Here is a 16,730-nt window from a genome sequence, read left to right as displayed (position 1 = left end):
ACACGAAAAAGCTGCGCGGCGGCTGCCGGAAGGGTCAGAGGGAAGGCGATGATGGGGACGAGGCGACGCGCGGTGTTCCACCGTTCGGCGGCCCCCATCCGCCTGCCGGCATCTTCTCCCCGCACGTGGGGAGAAGGACGCGCGTGGCGCGCGCTTCGGGAGACTAAGTACGAGCGCGGTGTTTTTAGTCCCCTTTCCCCGCCTGCGGGAAGAGGGCTAGGGTGAGGGGCATTCTCGCCTGCGGCCTTAGTCGAATCTAGCGGCGATAGCTCTGCCCGGCCGCATCGAAGAGATGCAGCTTTGCCCTGTCGGCGGTGAACCGCACCTTGTCGCCGCGCCCGACCTGCGTGATTCCCGGAATTTTCGCGATGATCGGTTCGTTTTCGACGAGCCCTTCGATGTAGAGCAGCGTCACTTCGCCGAGCGCTTCGACAATCGCAACGGTCCCCTCGAACAGGAAATCCTCGGAGTCCGTCACGCGCAGGTCTTCCGGCCGGACGCCGAAGCTTGCCTCCGTTCCGTTTTCGGAGGCATTGGTCGAGATGTCCAACGTCACGGATTTTCCGCCCGCCAGCATCACCGTCGTCTGCGCACCGGCCGCTGAAATCGTCGACGGGAACACATTCATCGCCGGCGAGCCGATGAAGCGGGCGACGAAGAGGTTCGCCGGGCGTTCGTAGAGCTCGAGCGGAGCGCCGACCTGCTCGATGTGACCTGCGGAGAGAACGACGATGCGATCGGCAAGGGTCATGGCCTCCACCTGATCGTGCGTCACATAGATCATCGTCGTGCCCGACATGCGCTCGCTGAGCTTGGCGATCTCGATACGCGTGGCAACGCGCAGCGCAGCGTCGAGGTTCGAGAGTGGTTCATCGAAAAGGAAGACCTTCGGGTTGCGGCAGATCGCCCGCCCGATCGCCACACGCTGGCGCTGACCGCCGGAGAGGGCTTTGGGAAGACGGTCGAGGTATTTTGTGAGCTGGAGTATCTCCGCCGCCGAGCGCACGCGGCGGTCGATCTCCTCCTTCGATTCCCTGGCGATCCGCATGCCGAAGGCCATGTTGTCGTAGACCGTCATGTGCGGATAAAGCGCGTAGGACTGGAAGACCATCGCAATGCCGCGCTTCGAAGGCGGCACGTCGTTGACCCGATCGCCGTCGATAAACATGTCGCCGCCCGTTATCTCCTCAAGCCCGGCGATCATCCGGAGCAGCGTCGATTTCCCGCAGCCGGACGGTCCGACGAAGACGACGAACTCGCCCTCCTTGATCTCAAGATTGATGCCGTGAATGACATCGACCGCCCCATAGGACTTGCGAATATCTTTAAGCAGCAGGCCCGTCATCGCACCCTCCCCTCCTTTTAGGCCAGACGCGCGAAGAACGCGCCCCAAGCCGGAAGATTGATCCCGTTGTCCTTTATATCAGAGATGAAGCCGTGACCTTCGAGCGGCTTCAGCCCTCCACTTGGCAGTTCCGCGGCCGCCGGCTCCTCGCTCATGTTGAACAGGCAGAACAGCTTCTCATCGCCGTGGGTCCGCAGGAAGCCAAGAAGCGGCGCCCGTGTTCGCACGAATTCGATCTCTCCCTTGGCGAAAGCCGGATGTGCCTTCCTGAAATATAGGAAGCGGCGGTAGTGCTGCATGACTGAGGCCGGATCGCCTTCTTGCGCTGCAACCGCTTGGGAAAGATGGCTCTCCGGAACCGGCAGCCAGGGTCTCGCGCTGCTGAAGCCGCCATCTGGCAAGCTCTCCCACACCATGGGGGTCCGGCAACCATCGCGGCCCTTGAAGTCGGGCCAGAACTGGATGCCGTAGGGGTCCTGAAGGTCCTCGTAGGCGAGCTCCGCTTCGCTCAACCCCAGCTCTTCGCCCTGGTAGATGCAGACGGAGCCGCGCAGCGACATGAGCAGGCTGGCGAGCAGCTTAGCGTGCGCGTCGTGATTGGCGACGCCACCTCCCCAGCGGCTGACATGGCGCACGACATCATGGTTCGAGAAGGCCCAGCAGGCCCAGCCTTCCGGAGCGGCCTTCTGGAAATCGAGCAGCACCTCGGCGATCCCTCCGGGCGTCAGCGCATCGGGCGCCAGGAATTCGAAGGCGTAGCACATTTGCATCTTGTCGCCGCCGGATGTGTATTCGCCGGCAATCTCAAGACCGCGCTGGCTGTCGCCGACCTCGCCGACGGCGGCAATCGCCGGAAATTCGTCCATCACCGCGCGGAAGCGCTTGAGGAACTCCACGTTCTCCGGCCGGTTCTTGTCGTAGATATGTTCCTGATAGTTGTACGGATTGACGGCGGGCGCCGTCGAGGCGTTCCGCCGCTCCGGAGCCAGTGCCGGGTTGTCGCGCAACTGCTTGTCATGGAAATAGAAGTTGATCGTATCGAGCCGGAAACCGTCGACACCGCGCTCCAGCCAGAAGCGCTCGACACCGAGGAGCGCCTCCTGCACCTGTCGATTGTGCAGGTTGAGGTCCGGCTGCGAGGTCAGGAAATTGTGCAGGTAATATTGCAGTCGCGTCGGATCCCAGGCCCAGGCGGAACCGCCGAAGATCGACAGCCAATTGTTCGGCGGCGTACCATCCGGCTTCGAATCGGCCCAGACGTACCAGTCCGCCTTGGCATTGCTGCGGCTCGATCGGCTCTCGATGAACCACGGATGCTGATCCGACGTGTGAGACAGCACGAGATCGATCATCACCCGAAGGCCGAGCCGGTGCGCTTCCGCGATCAGCGCATCGAAATCCTCGAGCGTCCCGAAGATCGGATCGACATCGGTGTAGTTGGAGACGTCGTACCCGAAATCCCTCATCGGCGAGGTGAAGAAGGGAGAGATCCAGATGGCATCCGCGCCGAGCGCCGCCACATGCGGCAGGCGGGCGGTGATGCCTCTCAGATCGCCGATGCCATCGCCATTCGTGTCCTGAAAGGAGCGCGGATAGATCTGGTAAATCACCGCTCCACGCCACCAATCCCTGTCGGGCTGCAGAATGGAGCCGGTCGTTTCGGTTATTGTCATGCGCGTTAAATGTCCTTGCCTTGAATGAAATCAGCCGCCCTTGACCGAGCCAGCCAGCAGACCGCGAACAAGGTAGCGTTGCAAAGCGAAGAAGACGATCAGAGGAACGACGATGGTGATGAAGGCGGAGGCGGTGAGGATTTCCCAATTGCCGCCGCGTGAGCCGAGAAGATTGACGAGACGGCCCGTCAGGACCAGTTGATCCTGGCCCGTACCGAGGAAGACGATGGCGACGAGAAGATCGTTCCAGGTCCACAGGAACTGGAAGATGGCGAAGGATGCCAGCGCAGGGAACGACAACGGCAGGATGATCTTGACGAAGATGTCGAAATCGCTGGCGCCGTCGACGCGCGCGGATTCCATGATTTCGCGCGGCAGGCCGGCCATGTAGTTGCGCAGCAGATAAATCGCGAGCGGCAGGCCGAAGCCGGTATGGGCAAGCCAGATGCCCATATAGGTTTTGGCGGGAACGCCGAAGAAGGCCCCCACCCCATTATAGAGCTTCAGCAGCGGAATGAGCGACATCTGCAGCGGCACGACCAGCAGACCGACGACGACAGCGAGCAGAATCGCGCGCCCCGGAAAGGGCATCCAGGCGAGTGCATAGGCCGCGAAGGCTGCGATCAGAATTGGGATGACCGTCGAGGGAACCGCGACCGTCAGCGAGTTGATGAACGACCGGCCGATGCCTTCGGCGCTCAGCACCTCACCATAATTTTCAAGGGTGAAACGTGGCGGCGTCGCGGAGGTAAAGAAAATACGCTGGCCGCGCGATCCTTCCATCCTCTTGTCCGAAACGATCTCGAAGCTGCCGTCCTCCTGCACGGTGAGTCTTTCGCCGTCATTGAGCTCCGCCGTCTCTCCAGGCTTGAATTTGGCGGGCTCGCGGCTCGAAAAACCGAAGGCGGAAACCTGGCCGGGCTGTCCGCCAAGAAAGTTGCCGGAGATGACGAACTTGCCGTCGCGTTCGACCTGGCTGTCGGCGGAAGGCGCGCGCGCGACGCTGTTGCGTGACGAGGTGGCAAGCGCCGTCCACCAGCCGGAGACGGCGAGTTGATCCTTGTCTCGCAGCGATGAAATCAAGAGCCCGGCCGTGGGCATGGTCCAGAGCACGACCAGAAGCAGCACCGAGACATGCACGGCCCAAGTGAGCGGGGAACGCGTGGACGGGTTCATCTCAACGGCCCCCCATTTCCTTGGTCGCGTTGCGGATATTCCAGATCATGATCGGAATGACGAGCACCATGATCACCACTGCAATCGAGGCGCCGCGGCCGAAATCACCGCCGCCTCGGAACATCCAGTCGAACATCAGGTTCGCGAGCACCTGGCTCTGCCATTGCCCGTTCGTCATCGCCAGCACGATATCGAAGACCTTGAGCACCAGGATGGTGATGGTCGTCCAGACCACGGCGATCGTGCCCCATATCTGCGGCACCATGATCTTGAAGAAGATCTGCCAGCCATTGGCGCCATCGATGACGGCAGCTTCGATTGTCTCCTCGGGAATGCCGCGCAGAGCCGCTGACAGGATCACCATTGCGAAGCCTGTCTGGATCCAGATGAGGATCACCATCAGGAAGAAATTGTTCCAGAAGGGCAACGTGATCCACGCCTCCGGCAAGCCCCCGAAGGCGACGACGATCGCGTTCAACAGGCCGATCTGTTCGGACCCCTCGGCCCGATAGTCATAGATGAATTTCCAGATCACTGCGGCGCCGACGAAGGAGATCGCCATCGGCATGAAGATCAGCGTCTTGGCGATGTTGCCCCACCAGATGCGGTCCGTCAGCGCGGCGATGATCAGACCGAAGAACGTCGAAAGCGCCGGAACGACCAGAAGCCAAAGGAAGTTGTTGAAGATCGACTGCCGGAACTCACCGTCGTTGATCATCCAGACGTAGTTGCGCAGCCCGACGAAATTCAGGCCTCCCCTGTCATGGAGGCTCAAGATCGCGGATTGGATGACGGGATAGATGAGATAGATTGTCAGCGCAAACAGGGCCGGCGCGAGGAACAGCCAGGGCCGGATGGCATTGGTGATGCGCAGATTGCGGGATGCAGCGGCACCCGACAGCCCCTTCGAGGGAAAAATCCAATCAAGGATGAAATTGGTGCTCCAGAAATACGCCGCGCAGGCCAGAACACCGGCTATCATCATCAGAATGGCAGCGACGAGCTGCATGACACATCCTCCCCCTTACTGCATGATTCCTTAAATCGGAATCGATTTAAGGACAAAATCATGCAGCGATTCAAAGTGCTACAGCGACCTTTGCGCGTCTAATTAGACGCGCGGCGCTGTAAATGCCGCCGGAGCAGGACGCTCCAGCGCATCGCGTGACGGCGGCTACCGCTCGTTTTTGGGATGGCCCGCAATTTCGCTGAACAACCCGAAGTGAGGAAAGGGCGGACGACACCCGTGTTCGTCCGCCACTTTGAGGTTTACTTGATGGCGTCCCAAGCCTTCTGCACGTCGGCCGCGACATCGGCCGACGACTTGCCGCCGACGAAATCGACCATGCCGGTCCAGAAGGCGCCGGCACCGATCTTGCCCGGCATCAGGTCAGAACCGTCGAAGCGGAAGGTCGTCGCGCTGAGCAGGATTTCGCCCTGCTTTTTAAGCGGCGGATTGCCGTAGATGTCGACATTGACGCTCTTGTAGGGCGTAAGGAAGCTCGTCTGCGCCATCCAGACCTCATGCGCGATCGGCGTCTTCAAGAACTCGATGAAGGCGCGTGCGGCCGGCGTATCCTTGGTGATCAGCGCGAGCGTACCGGCGCCGAGCACCGGATTGCCGAGTTCCTTCTTGCTCTCGTAAGGCGGCATGTAGAAGAAGTCCGCATCCTCGCCGATGACTGTCCCTTCGGGGAAGAACGACGGGATGAACGAGGCCTGATGGTGCAGATAGCACTTCGGCGGAGAGGTGAAGAGACCTTTCGGGCTGTCGCGGAAGTCGGTGGAGGCGACGGCGGCCGCGCCGCCATCGACGAACTGATCGTTGCGGGCGAACCAGCCGAATTCGTCAAGCGCGCCGGTGACAGCCGGGTCGTTGAAGGGGATCTCGTTCTTGACCCATTTGTCGTAGACATCGGGCGCCTGCGTGCGCAGCATCAGGTCTTCGACCCAGTCCGTTGCGGGCCATCCGGTCGCACCGCCGGAGCCGAGACCGATGCACCAGGGCTTCTCCCCGTCAGCGGCGATCTTCTCCGTCAGCGCCTTCAACTCCTCCATGGTCTTCGGCACTTCGTAACCGGCGTCTTCGAAATTTTCCGGCACGTACCAGACGAGTGATTTGACGTCGATCTTATAGGGGAAGGCATAGAGAGCCGCCGTGCCGTCCTTGCCGTTATAGGTGGAGAGATCCACCCAGGACTGACCTGCGGCATAGTTGTCGAGCAGCCATTGCTTGGTTTCGTCGCCCAGCGGCGTCAGATAACCCTTGGAGGCAAGATCGGCAATCAGACCCGGCTGCGGCAGGATCGCCACATCCGGCGGGCTGCCGGCCTGGGTATCGATGACGATCTGCTGCTCGTAGTTCTCGGAGGACGAATACTTGATCTCAGCACCCGTCGCTTCGACGAAATAGGCATAGACACTCTTGAACAGAGCCTCGTCCTCGCCGCGCCAAGGGCCGAAGATCGTCAGTGTCTGACCTTTCAGGTCATGACCTTTCTTGAACTCCTCGAAGCTCGCCCAGTTGAACTTGGAATCCTCGCCCGGCTTGAACTTGAGGTCGGCGGCGTTCGCGGCCCCTGCCATCAGAGCGAGCGCAGCCACACCCATCAGAAATGATCTTTTCACGTTCTTCTCCTCCCCAACATGAAACCCGGACGTTGCGCCACGGGCGGATCACCAAGCGCGAATTCAAAGCGCTTTGAGTTTGCTAAGAAACCATCGCGGCAGACGAAGAGTCAAGAGCTTTCCACCAGCGCCCCAGTGCGTCAGAATTTTGCTGTGCGTCAACATTTTGCGACGCGAAGAGACGGTTTTCTGCTTTTTCATGCCCCGGACGAGTGATAGAGGACAAAAAGAGCGCTTGCCGCGACAACAAAAAGAAAAGCAATATTCAAAGCGCTTTGGGAGGAATGCGGAGCATGCCGGTTAATCTTAAGCAGCTGGCGGAGCTGCTCGGCCTGTCGCAGACGACAGTCAGCCGAGCGCTGAACGGCTACCCGGAAGTCAACGCGGAAACACGGCAACGGGTCCTGCAGGCGGTGCGCGAGACCGGCTATCGGCCCAATAGGGCCGCTCAGCGGCTCGCGACGGGAAAGGCCTATTCCATCGGCCTTGTCATGCCAATCGCGCCCGGCATCGACTCCGATATTCATTTCGGCGAGTTTCTCGCCGGCCTCGGCGAGGCGGCCATCAAGCACGACTTTCACTTCGTCCTCAATCCGAGCGCGCCGGAGGACGAGGAAGCAACATTTCGACGCCTCGCGGCAAGCGGCACCGTCGACGCGGTCTTCCTCGCCTACATGCGCGCGAACGACCCACGCATCGCCATGCTGAAATCGCTCTCGATGCCCTTCGTCGTGCATGGCAGATCGATCGGCGGACCGCAGGACTACCCGTTCCTCGATATCGACAATACGCGTGCGTTCTATGACGCGGCCAAGCTTCTGCTCCAGCTCGGCCATCAGCGGATCGCGTTGATCAACGGGCTGGAATACCTGACCTTCTCCATCCGTCGAAAAAAGGGGCTGATGCGTGCGCTGGAAGAGTGGGGCCTCCGTCTCGACGAAGCCCTGGTCCATCACTCGGTCATGACCGACGAATATGGCTATCGCAGCATGCAGAGTTTCCTGCAGCAGCCGGATCCGCCCACCGCCGTTCTCTGCTCCAGTACCGTACTGGCGCTCGGCGCAGTGCGTGCGATCAATCAGGCGGGCCTCACCATCGGCGCCGACATTTCTGTCATCGCCCACGACGACGTTTTGCCGATGCTGAAGCCGGAGAATTTCAGCGTGCCGCTCACCACCACCCGCTCATCGCTCCGGGCGGCCGGAGCTCGTATTGCCACGCGACTGATCGGCGGGATTCTCGACAGTGGCGACTATCCGGAACAGGAGCTGTGGCGCGCCGAACTGATCGTCAGAGCTTCGACAGGACCGGCGCCCGGCCGGTAGCAGGAAAGGAGGCATCCCTTTCTTCGTGAAAGCGATCGCGATCGTCAGAACTTCGGCGGCTTGCGGCCCGCCTTGCGATAGGCGGCAATGATCGTGTTCGCCATCAGCATAGCGATCGTCATCGGCCCGACGCCGCCCGGCACCGGGGTGATGACGCTTGCGATCTTGGCGCATTCCTCGAAGGCGACATCGCCGACGAGCTTCGTCTTGCCCTCGCCTCTTTCCGGCGCCGGAACGCGATTGATACCGACGTCGATCACCATCGCGCCAGGCTTCACCCAATCCGCCTTGATCATTTCCGGACGGCCGACTGCGGCCACGAGAATATCCGCATCGCGGCAGACGGCCGGGAGGTCCTTGGTGCGCGAATGCGCGGTGGTCACCGTTGCATTGGCTGCAAGAAGCAGGGCCGACATCGGTTTGCCGAAGAGGTTGGAGCGACCGACGACGACAGCATTGAGACCGGAAAGATCTTCGCCATAGGTGCGGCGCACGAACACCATCGCGCCGGCCGGAGTACAGGAGACGAGCCCGCCCTCGAGGTCGCCTGTAGCGAGCTTGCCGGCGTTGACGACATGGAGGCCGTCGACGTCCTTCTCCGGGAGAACCGACTGGATGATCGGCTCCGATTGAAGCGGCTTCGGCAGCGGCAATTGCACGAGAATGCCGTGAATCTCGGGGTCGGCATTGAGGTCTGCGACCAACTTTGCCAGGTCCTGTTGCGACGTCTCGTTCGGCAGCGTGTGCTGGATGGAGAGAAAACCGCATTCCTTGGCCATCTTGCTCTTCGACGACACATAGGCGTGACTCGCCGGATCGTCTCCAACGATGACCACTGCGAGGCCCGCACGTACGCCCGTCTCGCTCTCCAGCGTTCTGGTGGCGGATTTCACGGTTTCGATGACCGATGCGGCAACGGCCTTGCCATCAATCACAGTCGTCACGGCGTATCTCCCGATTTGTCTCGAACGCGGCACACTCTAATTCGCGCGGCATCGCGCGATTGCCTGCATGCGCCCTATGCTGTCCCAAACGCATAAATGCAAGAGCCGGAAAGTGCCGAGGCCGCGATCGGCCGGCGAGCGTCGCATTTCCTTGCATTTGTGAAAGGTCGCAGCCGGCATGCAGCAAATTGCTGTGGATCAGCCGATGCGAGAGCGCAGCGTCCGAGTGGCTTATCGGCCGGCGCCAAGATGCCGGAAGCGGATCGACCGCGGCTCGGCGCCCCTAGGAAACAACGGGATCGCCCAGGAAGTGCCGGCGCCACAGCCGCCGAAATCCCAGGAGAAGGCGATAGAGCCACCCCAGTCCGGGATGGCGGAGAAGCGTCGGCGCCGCAGCCTGTTCCTGCGTGACATGATCGAAAAGAGCGCTCACCGTGATGACGAGAGGCGCCTCGTCTTGACCTAGTCGTCGGTCGACGCATTTGCGTTGTGGCAGGCCCTCTACGGCAACGACAAGAATGTCCGGCGCAAGCGAATGCAGGCGATCGAGAACCTTCTGCGAAATTGAATGGTCGCAGAAGGCATCCATGATCGGAACGAATTCGTGCCAGGGCGTGCGAGCCCGGAAAACTGCGGCAGCGCACTGCAGAACGTCGCTGCGCGAACCGACCAAAGCGACACGCATCGGTTTTTCGACGTAAGTCAGGAGCGCTGGCACGAAATCGGACTCGTTCAGTTTGGCTGCAAACACCCGGTCGCAGGACAGGCGAGAAGCGCGAGCGGCGTCGCATCCGCTCAACTCCTGTCGCCGAAGCGCGTCCCCCTGCCCTTCGTCCCGCATCGTCAGCTTGGCACTGCCCGCATTCAGGAAGGTCACCATCACCTGTCCCTTGGCCCGAGAGACCGCCCTGTCCGCGAAGGCGAGCGCTTCGGCCCATCCAAGGTCGCGGGGGGCTATGTCGCCGGTCGTCGGGTTGAGCGGTTTAGCGGCGCCGCGCAGGAGCGAGTTCGTCATGCATTTGTTCCCAAGATTCGCGCCGGCACGGGTGAAGAGAGATACGCGTGGTGAAAACCGTTCCTCCAGCTTTTAGCGGCACGCGGTGAAGTTGCGCTTAAAGCTCTCATTCAAAAACCGCTTTCCAGATTCAACATCTGTTTAGGAAGATCTGCTGTAGTGCTAGTCTGCACTCTGCGCGCAGGGGCTTTGATGATGACGCCGACTGGTCAGGATACTTCCGTCCACTTTCAGACCGAACTGGAGGACGCGGCGGATATCGAACTCGTCGTGGTCCTGCCGACCTTTCGTCGTCCGGATCACCTCATCAAGACGCTGAAAACCATCATTTCACAACGGCCTGACGTTCCCTGCGCAACAATCGTGGTCGAGAACGACGCCGACGGCCTGGCCGGCGCAGAAGCGGCAAAAGGCTTCTTTCTCGGGCATCCGTCCGATTCCACCATTATCGTCGCCCAGCGTCGTGGACACAGCCATGCCTGCAATGCCGGATGGGCGATGGCCCTCGAGCGCTATCCCAATCTGCGCACCCTGGCCGTCATCTATGACGATGAAGTGGCCGCGCCCGAATGGCTCGATTGTCTTGCTGCGGTCCAGGAAGCGCAAGGAGCGGACATCGTTGGCGGCCCACAACTGCCCGTCTTCGAGGATCCGAAAGGGCAAAGATGGAAGAGACATCCGGTCTTTGCGCCCCATTACGAAGCGACAGGACAGGTGCCGGTACTCTATTCCGCCGGCAACGTCCTTCTGACCAGGCCTGTGCTCAACGCCATGGCCCAGCCGTTTCTGGATCCGGCCCTGAATTTCCCCGGTGGCGGCGACGCGGACTTCTTCAACCGCTGCAAGGCCAAGGGATTCTCGTTTGCCTGGGCAGCGGAGGCATGGGTCGCGGAGACGGTCCCGGCGCATCACACGACGGCGTCATGGGCCCGTGCCCGCAGCCTCGAAGCTGGCGCGATTTCGACACTCCTGGAGCACCAGCGCGATTCGACTTTCGCCGGCCGACTGAAAACGGTTGGTAAATCCCTTGCGCTGCTCGTGACTTCGCTGCCGCGTGGTCTCAAGCTTTGGGCGGAAACCGGCCTTGCCGCCGCAGGCCTCTATCACTTCTATGTGGCAGTGGGCCGTCTGATGGCCGAAATCGGTTTTGTCGGCGAGCAATCCCCCGACGAGCCGAAAGGGTGACTTGCGTCGGCGCAGTCCTACGGCGCCGTGCGTCGTTTAAGACGCACAAGGTCGCTGCAGCACTCTGAATTGCTGCATGTCTTAAAATCGGCTCCCGATTAAGGAACGTGCGGTAGATCAATGTCCGCTTGTGGCCTTCACCGCACCTTCCGGAATCTTATCGGAAGCGACTTTGCCATTTCGGTCGACGATGGCGACCGGCTTCTGGTACGGCCTGTTTTGGCTGTTGGCCACGCGTTCGACATCATCCTTGGTGAGATATTCGAGCTGCTCGACCAGAACTTCGGTAATCACTTCGCTTCCGAGCTTGCCGTTGAGGCCATCCTTGACCGCGTTCTTGAAGCTCGGAAGATCGAATGTCCCCATATCGGCGACGTCGATTAGTTTTGAGCCGACAAGCAGATCATAGAGCTCATCCGTGACGACCTGGCGAAGAGGTGCGTGCAGCTTCGCGATTCCTTCCCTCATTGCCGAAAAGGAGAGCTTTGCAAGGAAATATCCCTGCACGGCTCCGTCCCTGATGATCGGGACGGTAATGATTTCTCCCGGGACATATTCTTCTGCGGCGCGACGGTCGGCTTCGGCCTCCGAGATAACGGGCGCCGAAGCATGCTGGATCGAAAAATACACGGATCCGAGCGTAACGGCACAGACCCAAACCCCGGTAAGAGCAAGCTTCAGCATCAGAAATCGCTATAGCGGAACTGCGCTTCGGTATAGATGCCGTCCGCATCGGCGTCCTGCGCAGCCGTCTTCAGAAGGTCGACGACGGAACGGACCGCGTCGAGATGCGCTTCCACCTTCTGGGAATTGATCTGCAGCTTATTTCTGAGATGGCGCGTCTGCGAGACGAAGGCCGGTGAGATTTCGCTGGCAACAGCGTCACGGTGGAGCATCGTCAGCTCATAGAGGCAGCGGCTTTTGTGCGCGTTCGACGTCTTTATGTCGAAGTCGGGGTCCACGCCGATGCGGCTGTTCTCGTTGTCGATGATCATCTCCAGGCGGCCGAGAACATTTTGTATCCGTACGTCATTGGATGCCACTGCTTCCATAAATCAACTCCCAAGATCAATCATGGCGGGATGCGAGCGGATGATGTCCGCGCGCTTGTCGAGGGCCCGCTCTAGGCTTGCTTTTTTCTGTCGTCGTTCGTCAAAAAACCGGCGAGCGCCTTGCGCTCGTATTCCTGAACCATGCCCGCAGCCAGATTGCGGCTGTCGCCGTCAAGCGAAGCGTTCACGCGGTCGGCCGCGTCGTTGCCTGCCATCCGGTCGGCAATGCCGATCCCGCCTCCCTTGGCGAGAACGTCGCCGATCTGTTCGGCCATCATGCTCTTCCAGATATCGCCGGACGTGCCCTTGCCGAAGACATTCTCGCTTTCGCTCGGCAACATGGATTTCACGAAATTTTGCAACACCATCGCCTCGAACTTGCGATAGGTCTCGGGGATCTTCTTCGGTTCGAGGCGATTGTTGATGTCGCCGAGGCCGCTCGATCCGTCGGAGGGATTCAGCACAGAAACGGCGGCTGCGAAGCCATTGCCGTTTTCCGCCAGGCTGGTTGCTTGGAAGGCCGCGCGATTGGCCTTGAGCCGCGCCTGGGCCTCCTGAATTTCGGCCGGATCGGCGGCACGGACGACGTCCATAACCAGGTCGCTGGGCGGGGAAATTGCCATGTCAGATCCTCTCGAAGCCGGAGCGGCGGCCGTCGCCGTCCGGGGGCGCAGTCAGTGTCCCGAACCGGAACGGCGTCGTTTGCTGCGCCTCCGGATGGGTACTATCGCCCGTCAACCTTACCGGAAGCTGGCGTCCCGCCCGAGACGTGCTGATCGATCAGATCGAGGATAGAGTTGTCGGCCGCCTCACGATCCTCTAGGACGCGGGCGTCCTTCATGCTCTCTTTCAGCCGATCGCCCTTTGCGCGTTCCTTCAGCATGCGGGCCTCATGCACCTGCTGAATGCCGAGCAGCATCTGATCCTTTTGCACGAGGCGTCCGAGCTGGGAGGAATAGTGCCCTGAAAACATGCGGTGCATCGGGTGAGCCGAGCCCATTGCATCCACGACGACATCGATCGTTTCGGCAAGCGCCGTGCGCTGGCGCGCGGTTTCGGCGAGTTCGCTCTCCGCCATCTGCTCGAGATGCCGCTGAACGGCGACCAGGCGTTTCAATTTTTCCGATCGCGTTTTCATGCTCTATCCCCCTTGCATTACCGGCCCGAAGCCATCCGCGAACAGGCGCAGCATCGCGGCGATCCCGAGATAGAGCAGGAACATACCGCCCATGATGAGGTAGGGCTGGGAAATGAAATAGATCGGAATCTGCGGCGCCAGCTTGTTCACCATGCCGATAGCGACGTTGAAGAGCAGGCCATAGATCACGAACGGGCTGGCGAGCCGCAACATGATCATGAATGTCTGTTCCAGCGCGTTCGTAAGCGTGATCAGCACGCTCTGCGGATCGAAGCCAACGCCGAGTGGCATCACGCGATAGGACTGCACGATCGCCTCCAGGATGGCGTGATGGAAATCCAGCATGAAGAGGATCATCAGGCCCGCGAAGCTGATCATGCTGGTGAGCTGGTTTTCGGCGGTATCTTCAAGCACATCGGCCGTCGGCGGCGGGGTGAATCCGATCAGCATGGTCATCGCCGTCCCGGCGAACTGCAGGCCAAGCACGTAATAACGTGCAATGAGCCCGATGACGGCACCGACGACCGTCTCGGTCGCGATGAAATAGATGTAGGTATGCCCTTTCCCCGTGACCTGCGGGTAGATATCCGTCCACATGACCGGCAGGATAGCCATCGAAACCGCGACCGCGATGAACAGCCTGATCTGAAGAGGGACGCGTGCGGTTGAAAATCCCGGCATGATCATGATGCACGCACCGATCCGGCAGAAGGCCGCAAACAGCGCCAGCACCGTACCCTCGGGGTCGGTTATCATGAAATCGAGCCGATGATCTTGATCTCAAGGCCCTTGGCGAGCTCGACATGGGAGAGCACGGGAAGCGTGGCGAAGAGTCGTTCGATGATCATGCGCACATATGAGCGGGATTCGGGTGAACTTACCAGCACGAAGGGCATGCCGCGATCGAGATGTTCACGGATAACCTTCGTCGCCTGCTCGCTGAATTCCTCTAGGTGACGCGGATCGATGTCGAACTCGACGACTTCCCCCTTGGCATCGCGCTTCAGCGCCTGATGGAAGACCATGTCCCATTTGTTGCCGAGTCGCAGGACGCGCAGAACGCCGTTGTCGGCGAGGTCTCCGCAGAGCTGCTGCGACATGCGGACGCGCACATGTTCGACGATCTGCTCGGTCTTGCGCACGTGCGGCGCGAGTTCCGCCACGGCTTCGAGAATGAGATGCAGGTTGCGGATCGAAACGCGCTCGGCGAGCAGCAGCTTCAAGACCGCCTGGAGCCCGGAATAGGATATGTGTGATGTACAGATCTCGTCCGCGAGCTTGCGGTACTCCGGATCGAGCCGCTCGATCAGCACTTTCACGTCCTTGTAGGACAGAAGCTGCGGCAGGTTGTTGCGGATCACTTCGCTGAGGTGCGTCAGCACCACCGAGACGTTGTCGATCGGATGGAAGCCCTCGCGCTTCAGGTCTTCCGTAAAGGTCTCCAGGATGGAAACGGCCGGCATGCCGAAGGCCGGTTCGCGGATCTCGTCGCCGGGCACGCTCGGCCGGCGACCACCGCCGGTCACCACCAGGACTTCGCCGACGCGAACGGTGTTCGATGCGATGGTCGTGCCATGGATACGGATGTGGTAGGCCTTGTCGGGAATGGAGATATCGTCCGATACCTTGATTTCCGGGACGACCAAGCCGTACTGCACGGCGAACTTGCGGCGCATCTTGCCCACCCGGAACGCAAGCTCCTGATGCGCGCCGAGAAGCCGTGTCGAGACCTGTTTGCCGAGCAGGAGCTCGATCTCCGCCGTCTTCAGCACCGACTTGACGGAGTCCTTGTCGCTCTCCTTCGTCTGCTGCGCCTTCGCCGCCTCCTGAGCCCGCTTCTCCGCGTTGGCGGCTTCGAGCTGCCTCGGAATAGCCCAGCCGAGGAAAGCCATGCCGCCGCCGAGGGTAGCAAAAGGCAGGAACGGCAGACCGGGCACGACCGAAAGCAGGATAATGAGGCCGGCGGCGACCATCAGTGCGCGGGGGTAGCCGCTGAGCTGGCCGACGACCGCTTGATCCGTGGAGCCCGCGGTACCGCCGCGCGAGACGAGCAGACCCGCGGCGAGCGAGACGATCAGCGCCGGAATCTGTGAGACCAGACCGTCGCCGACGGAGAGCTTGACGAAGACGTCGGCTGCCTCGCCGATCGGCATGCCATGCCGCAGGTAACCAATAATGATGCCGCCGAAGACGTTGATCGCCGTAATGATCAGGCCGGCGATCGCATCGCCGCGCACGAATTTCGACGCACCGTCCATCGCGCCGTAGAAGGAGCTTTCCTCCTCCAGTTCGCGGCGGCGACGCTGCGCCTCTTTCTCGTCGATCAAGCCGGCTGAAAGATCTGCATCGATCGACATCTGCTTGCCGGGGATCGCATCGAGAGTGAAGCGGGCGCCGACTTCCGCAATGCGCGTCGCGCCTTTGGTGATGACGATGAAGTTCACCGTGATCAGGATCAGGAAGACAATCAGACCGATGACGAAATCGCCCGACATGACGAGGCTTGCAAAGCCGGAAATGACGCCGCCGGCGGCGCCATGGCCCTCATGCCCGTGCGAAAGGATGACGCGCGTCGTCGCGATGTTCAGCGACAGACGGATCATGGTCGAGATCAGGAGGATGGTCGGAAAGGAGGAGAAGTCCAGCGGCCGCTGGATCCAGAGCGCGACCATCAGGATCAGCACCGAGAAGGCGATCGAGAATGCAAGGCCCAGATCGATCAGGAACGGGGGAATAGGCAGGAAGAGGATCGACAGGATCGCGACGATCCCGAGCGCAAAGCCGACGTCCCGGCTCTTGGGTGCGAGTTTCGGGATAGTCAGCGTCGCCTGTTGTGCCATGTCTCTTCCGTCTCTTCATGAGAGGCGGGCAGCGATCGCGAAGCTGCCCAAGCTATGACGGAAGATCTAAAGGCCCAAGCTTGCGCGAAGGTGGTATTACAGCGCCGTGCGTCTGCTCAGATGCACAAAGGTTGCTGCAACGTCAGAAACCGGACTGGATTCGCGAGAAGACGAGATCGGTGAAGATGGATATCTGCGCCCCGACGAAGGGCGCCGAGACGGCGACGGTGATCATGACCGCCAGGATCTTCGGCACGAAGGTCAGCGTCATTTCCTGCACCTGGGTCAGCGCCTGGATGAAGGCGATGACCACACCGACCACCATGGCGGCCAGAACGGCAGGACCCGACGCGACGATCACGGTCCAGATCGCAGCCTGTACGATGTCGAGGGCATCTGCCTCATTCAT

16 protein-coding genes are annotated in these 16,730 nt (G+C 60.8%); 2 read left to right on the top strand and 14 right to left on the bottom strand.

The genetic code is table 11. The annotated features are described in order from the left end of the window. Nucleotides 1–256 precede the first annotated feature (256 nt). From PYH37_RS14570 to PYH37_RS14550, 5 genes are all read right to left on the bottom strand, one after another. On the bottom strand, nt 257–1,345 hold the full coding sequence (locus PYH37_RS14570) for an ABC transporter ATP-binding protein (protein WP_280735640.1): 1,089 nt from the start codon (nt 1,343–1,345) through the stop codon (nt 257–259). 17 nt (nt 1,346–1,362) lie between these two features. Then, entirely contained in the window at nt 1,363–3,018 is a 1,656-nt protein-coding gene (gene bglA / locus PYH37_RS14565; protein ID WP_280735639.1) for a beta-galactosidase BglA, read from the bottom strand. A gap of 30 nt (nt 3,019–3,048) precedes the next feature. Continuing rightward, complete coding sequence (locus PYH37_RS14560) at nt 3,049–4,194, bottom strand: carbohydrate ABC transporter permease (protein ID WP_280735638.1); 1,146 nt, start codon at nt 4,192–4,194, stop codon at nt 3,049–3,051. A gap of 1 nt (nt 4,195) precedes the next feature. Further along, entirely contained in the window at nt 4,196–5,203 is a 1,008-nt protein-coding gene (locus PYH37_RS14555; protein ID WP_280735637.1) for a carbohydrate ABC transporter permease, read from the bottom strand. Between the two features lie 260 nt (nt 5,204–5,463). After that, on the bottom strand, nt 5,464–6,822 hold the full coding sequence (locus PYH37_RS14550; protein WP_280735636.1) for an ABC transporter substrate-binding protein: 1,359 nt from the start codon (nt 6,820–6,822) through the stop codon (nt 5,464–5,466). 293 nt (nt 6,823–7,115) lie between these two features. On the opposite strand from PYH37_RS14550, the gene PYH37_RS14545 reads away from it, so the two are divergent. Beyond that, nucleotides 7,116–8,147, top strand: a complete 1,032-nt coding sequence (locus PYH37_RS14545) for a substrate-binding domain-containing protein (RefSeq protein WP_280735635.1) — start codon at nt 7,116–7,118, stop codon at nt 8,145–8,147. A 44-nt stretch (nt 8,148–8,191) separates the two neighbouring features. On the opposite strand, the gene folD is transcribed toward PYH37_RS14545, so the two are convergent. Continuing rightward, nucleotides 8,192–9,091, bottom strand: a complete 900-nt coding sequence (folD, locus tag PYH37_RS14540) for a bifunctional methylenetetrahydrofolate dehydrogenase/methenyltetrahydrofolate cyclohydrolase FolD (protein ID WP_280735634.1) — start codon at nt 9,089–9,091, stop codon at nt 8,192–8,194. A 283-nt stretch (nt 9,092–9,374) separates the two neighbouring features. Beyond that, nucleotides 9,375–10,106 (bottom strand): WecB/TagA/CpsF family glycosyltransferase, encoded by a 732-nt coding sequence (locus PYH37_RS14535; RefSeq protein ID WP_280735633.1) that lies wholly within the window; start codon nt 10,104–10,106, stop codon nt 9,375–9,377. 195 nt (nt 10,107–10,301) lie between these two features. Between PYH37_RS14535 and PYH37_RS14530 the strand changes: the two genes are divergently transcribed. After that, nucleotides 10,302–11,291 carry a glycosyltransferase family 2 protein gene (locus tag PYH37_RS14530; protein ID WP_280736047.1) on the top strand — a complete coding sequence of 330 codons (990 nt, stop codon included), beginning with the start codon at nt 10,302–10,304 and terminating at the stop codon, nt 11,289–11,291. 117 nt (nt 11,292–11,408) lie between these two features. Here PYH37_RS14530 and PYH37_RS14525 read toward each other — a convergent pair whose 3' ends face one another. From PYH37_RS14525 to fliQ, 7 genes are all read right to left on the bottom strand, one after another. Further along, on the bottom strand, nt 11,409–11,975 hold the full coding sequence (locus PYH37_RS14525) for a hypothetical protein (protein WP_280735632.1): 567 nt from the start codon (nt 11,973–11,975) through the stop codon (nt 11,409–11,411). Beyond that, entirely contained in the window at nt 11,975–12,343 is a 369-nt protein-coding gene (locus PYH37_RS14520) for a hypothetical protein (RefSeq protein WP_280735631.1), read from the bottom strand. The genes PYH37_RS14525 and PYH37_RS14520 overlap by 1 nt, the downstream gene beginning before the upstream one ends. Nucleotides 12,344–12,414: 71 nt before the next feature. After that, nucleotides 12,415–12,966, bottom strand: coding sequence for a rod-binding protein (locus PYH37_RS14515; protein WP_280735630.1), 552 nt, complete (start codon nt 12,964–12,966; stop codon nt 12,415–12,417). 101 nt (nt 12,967–13,067) lie between these two features. Continuing rightward, the gene (locus PYH37_RS14510; RefSeq protein WP_280735629.1) at nt 13,068–13,481 is read right to left on the bottom strand and encodes a hypothetical protein; all 414 of its coding nucleotides are present in this window, start codon (nt 13,479–13,481) and stop codon (nt 13,068–13,070) included. A gap of 3 nt (nt 13,482–13,484) precedes the next feature. Further along, entirely contained in the window at nt 13,485–14,237 is a 753-nt protein-coding gene (fliR, locus tag PYH37_RS14505) for a flagellar biosynthetic protein FliR (protein ID WP_280735628.1), read from the bottom strand. Beyond that, entirely contained in the window at nt 14,234–16,321 is a 2,088-nt protein-coding gene (gene flhA / locus PYH37_RS14500) for a flagellar biosynthesis protein FlhA (protein ID WP_280735627.1), read from the bottom strand. The genes fliR and flhA overlap by 4 nt, the downstream gene beginning before the upstream one ends. A gap of 142 nt (nt 16,322–16,463) precedes the next feature. Beyond that, complete coding sequence (gene fliQ, locus PYH37_RS14495; protein WP_280735626.1) at nt 16,464–16,730, bottom strand: flagellar biosynthesis protein FliQ; 267 nt, start codon at nt 16,728–16,730, stop codon at nt 16,464–16,466.

It is taken from the genome of Sinorhizobium numidicum, from assembly GCF_029892045.1.
GTDB classification, from domain to species: domain Bacteria; phylum Pseudomonadota; class Alphaproteobacteria; order Rhizobiales; family Rhizobiaceae; genus Sinorhizobium; species Sinorhizobium numidicum.
The sequence above is the reverse complement of the archived record's forward strand: the minus strand, read 5'-3'. Positions and strand labels throughout refer to the sequence as shown.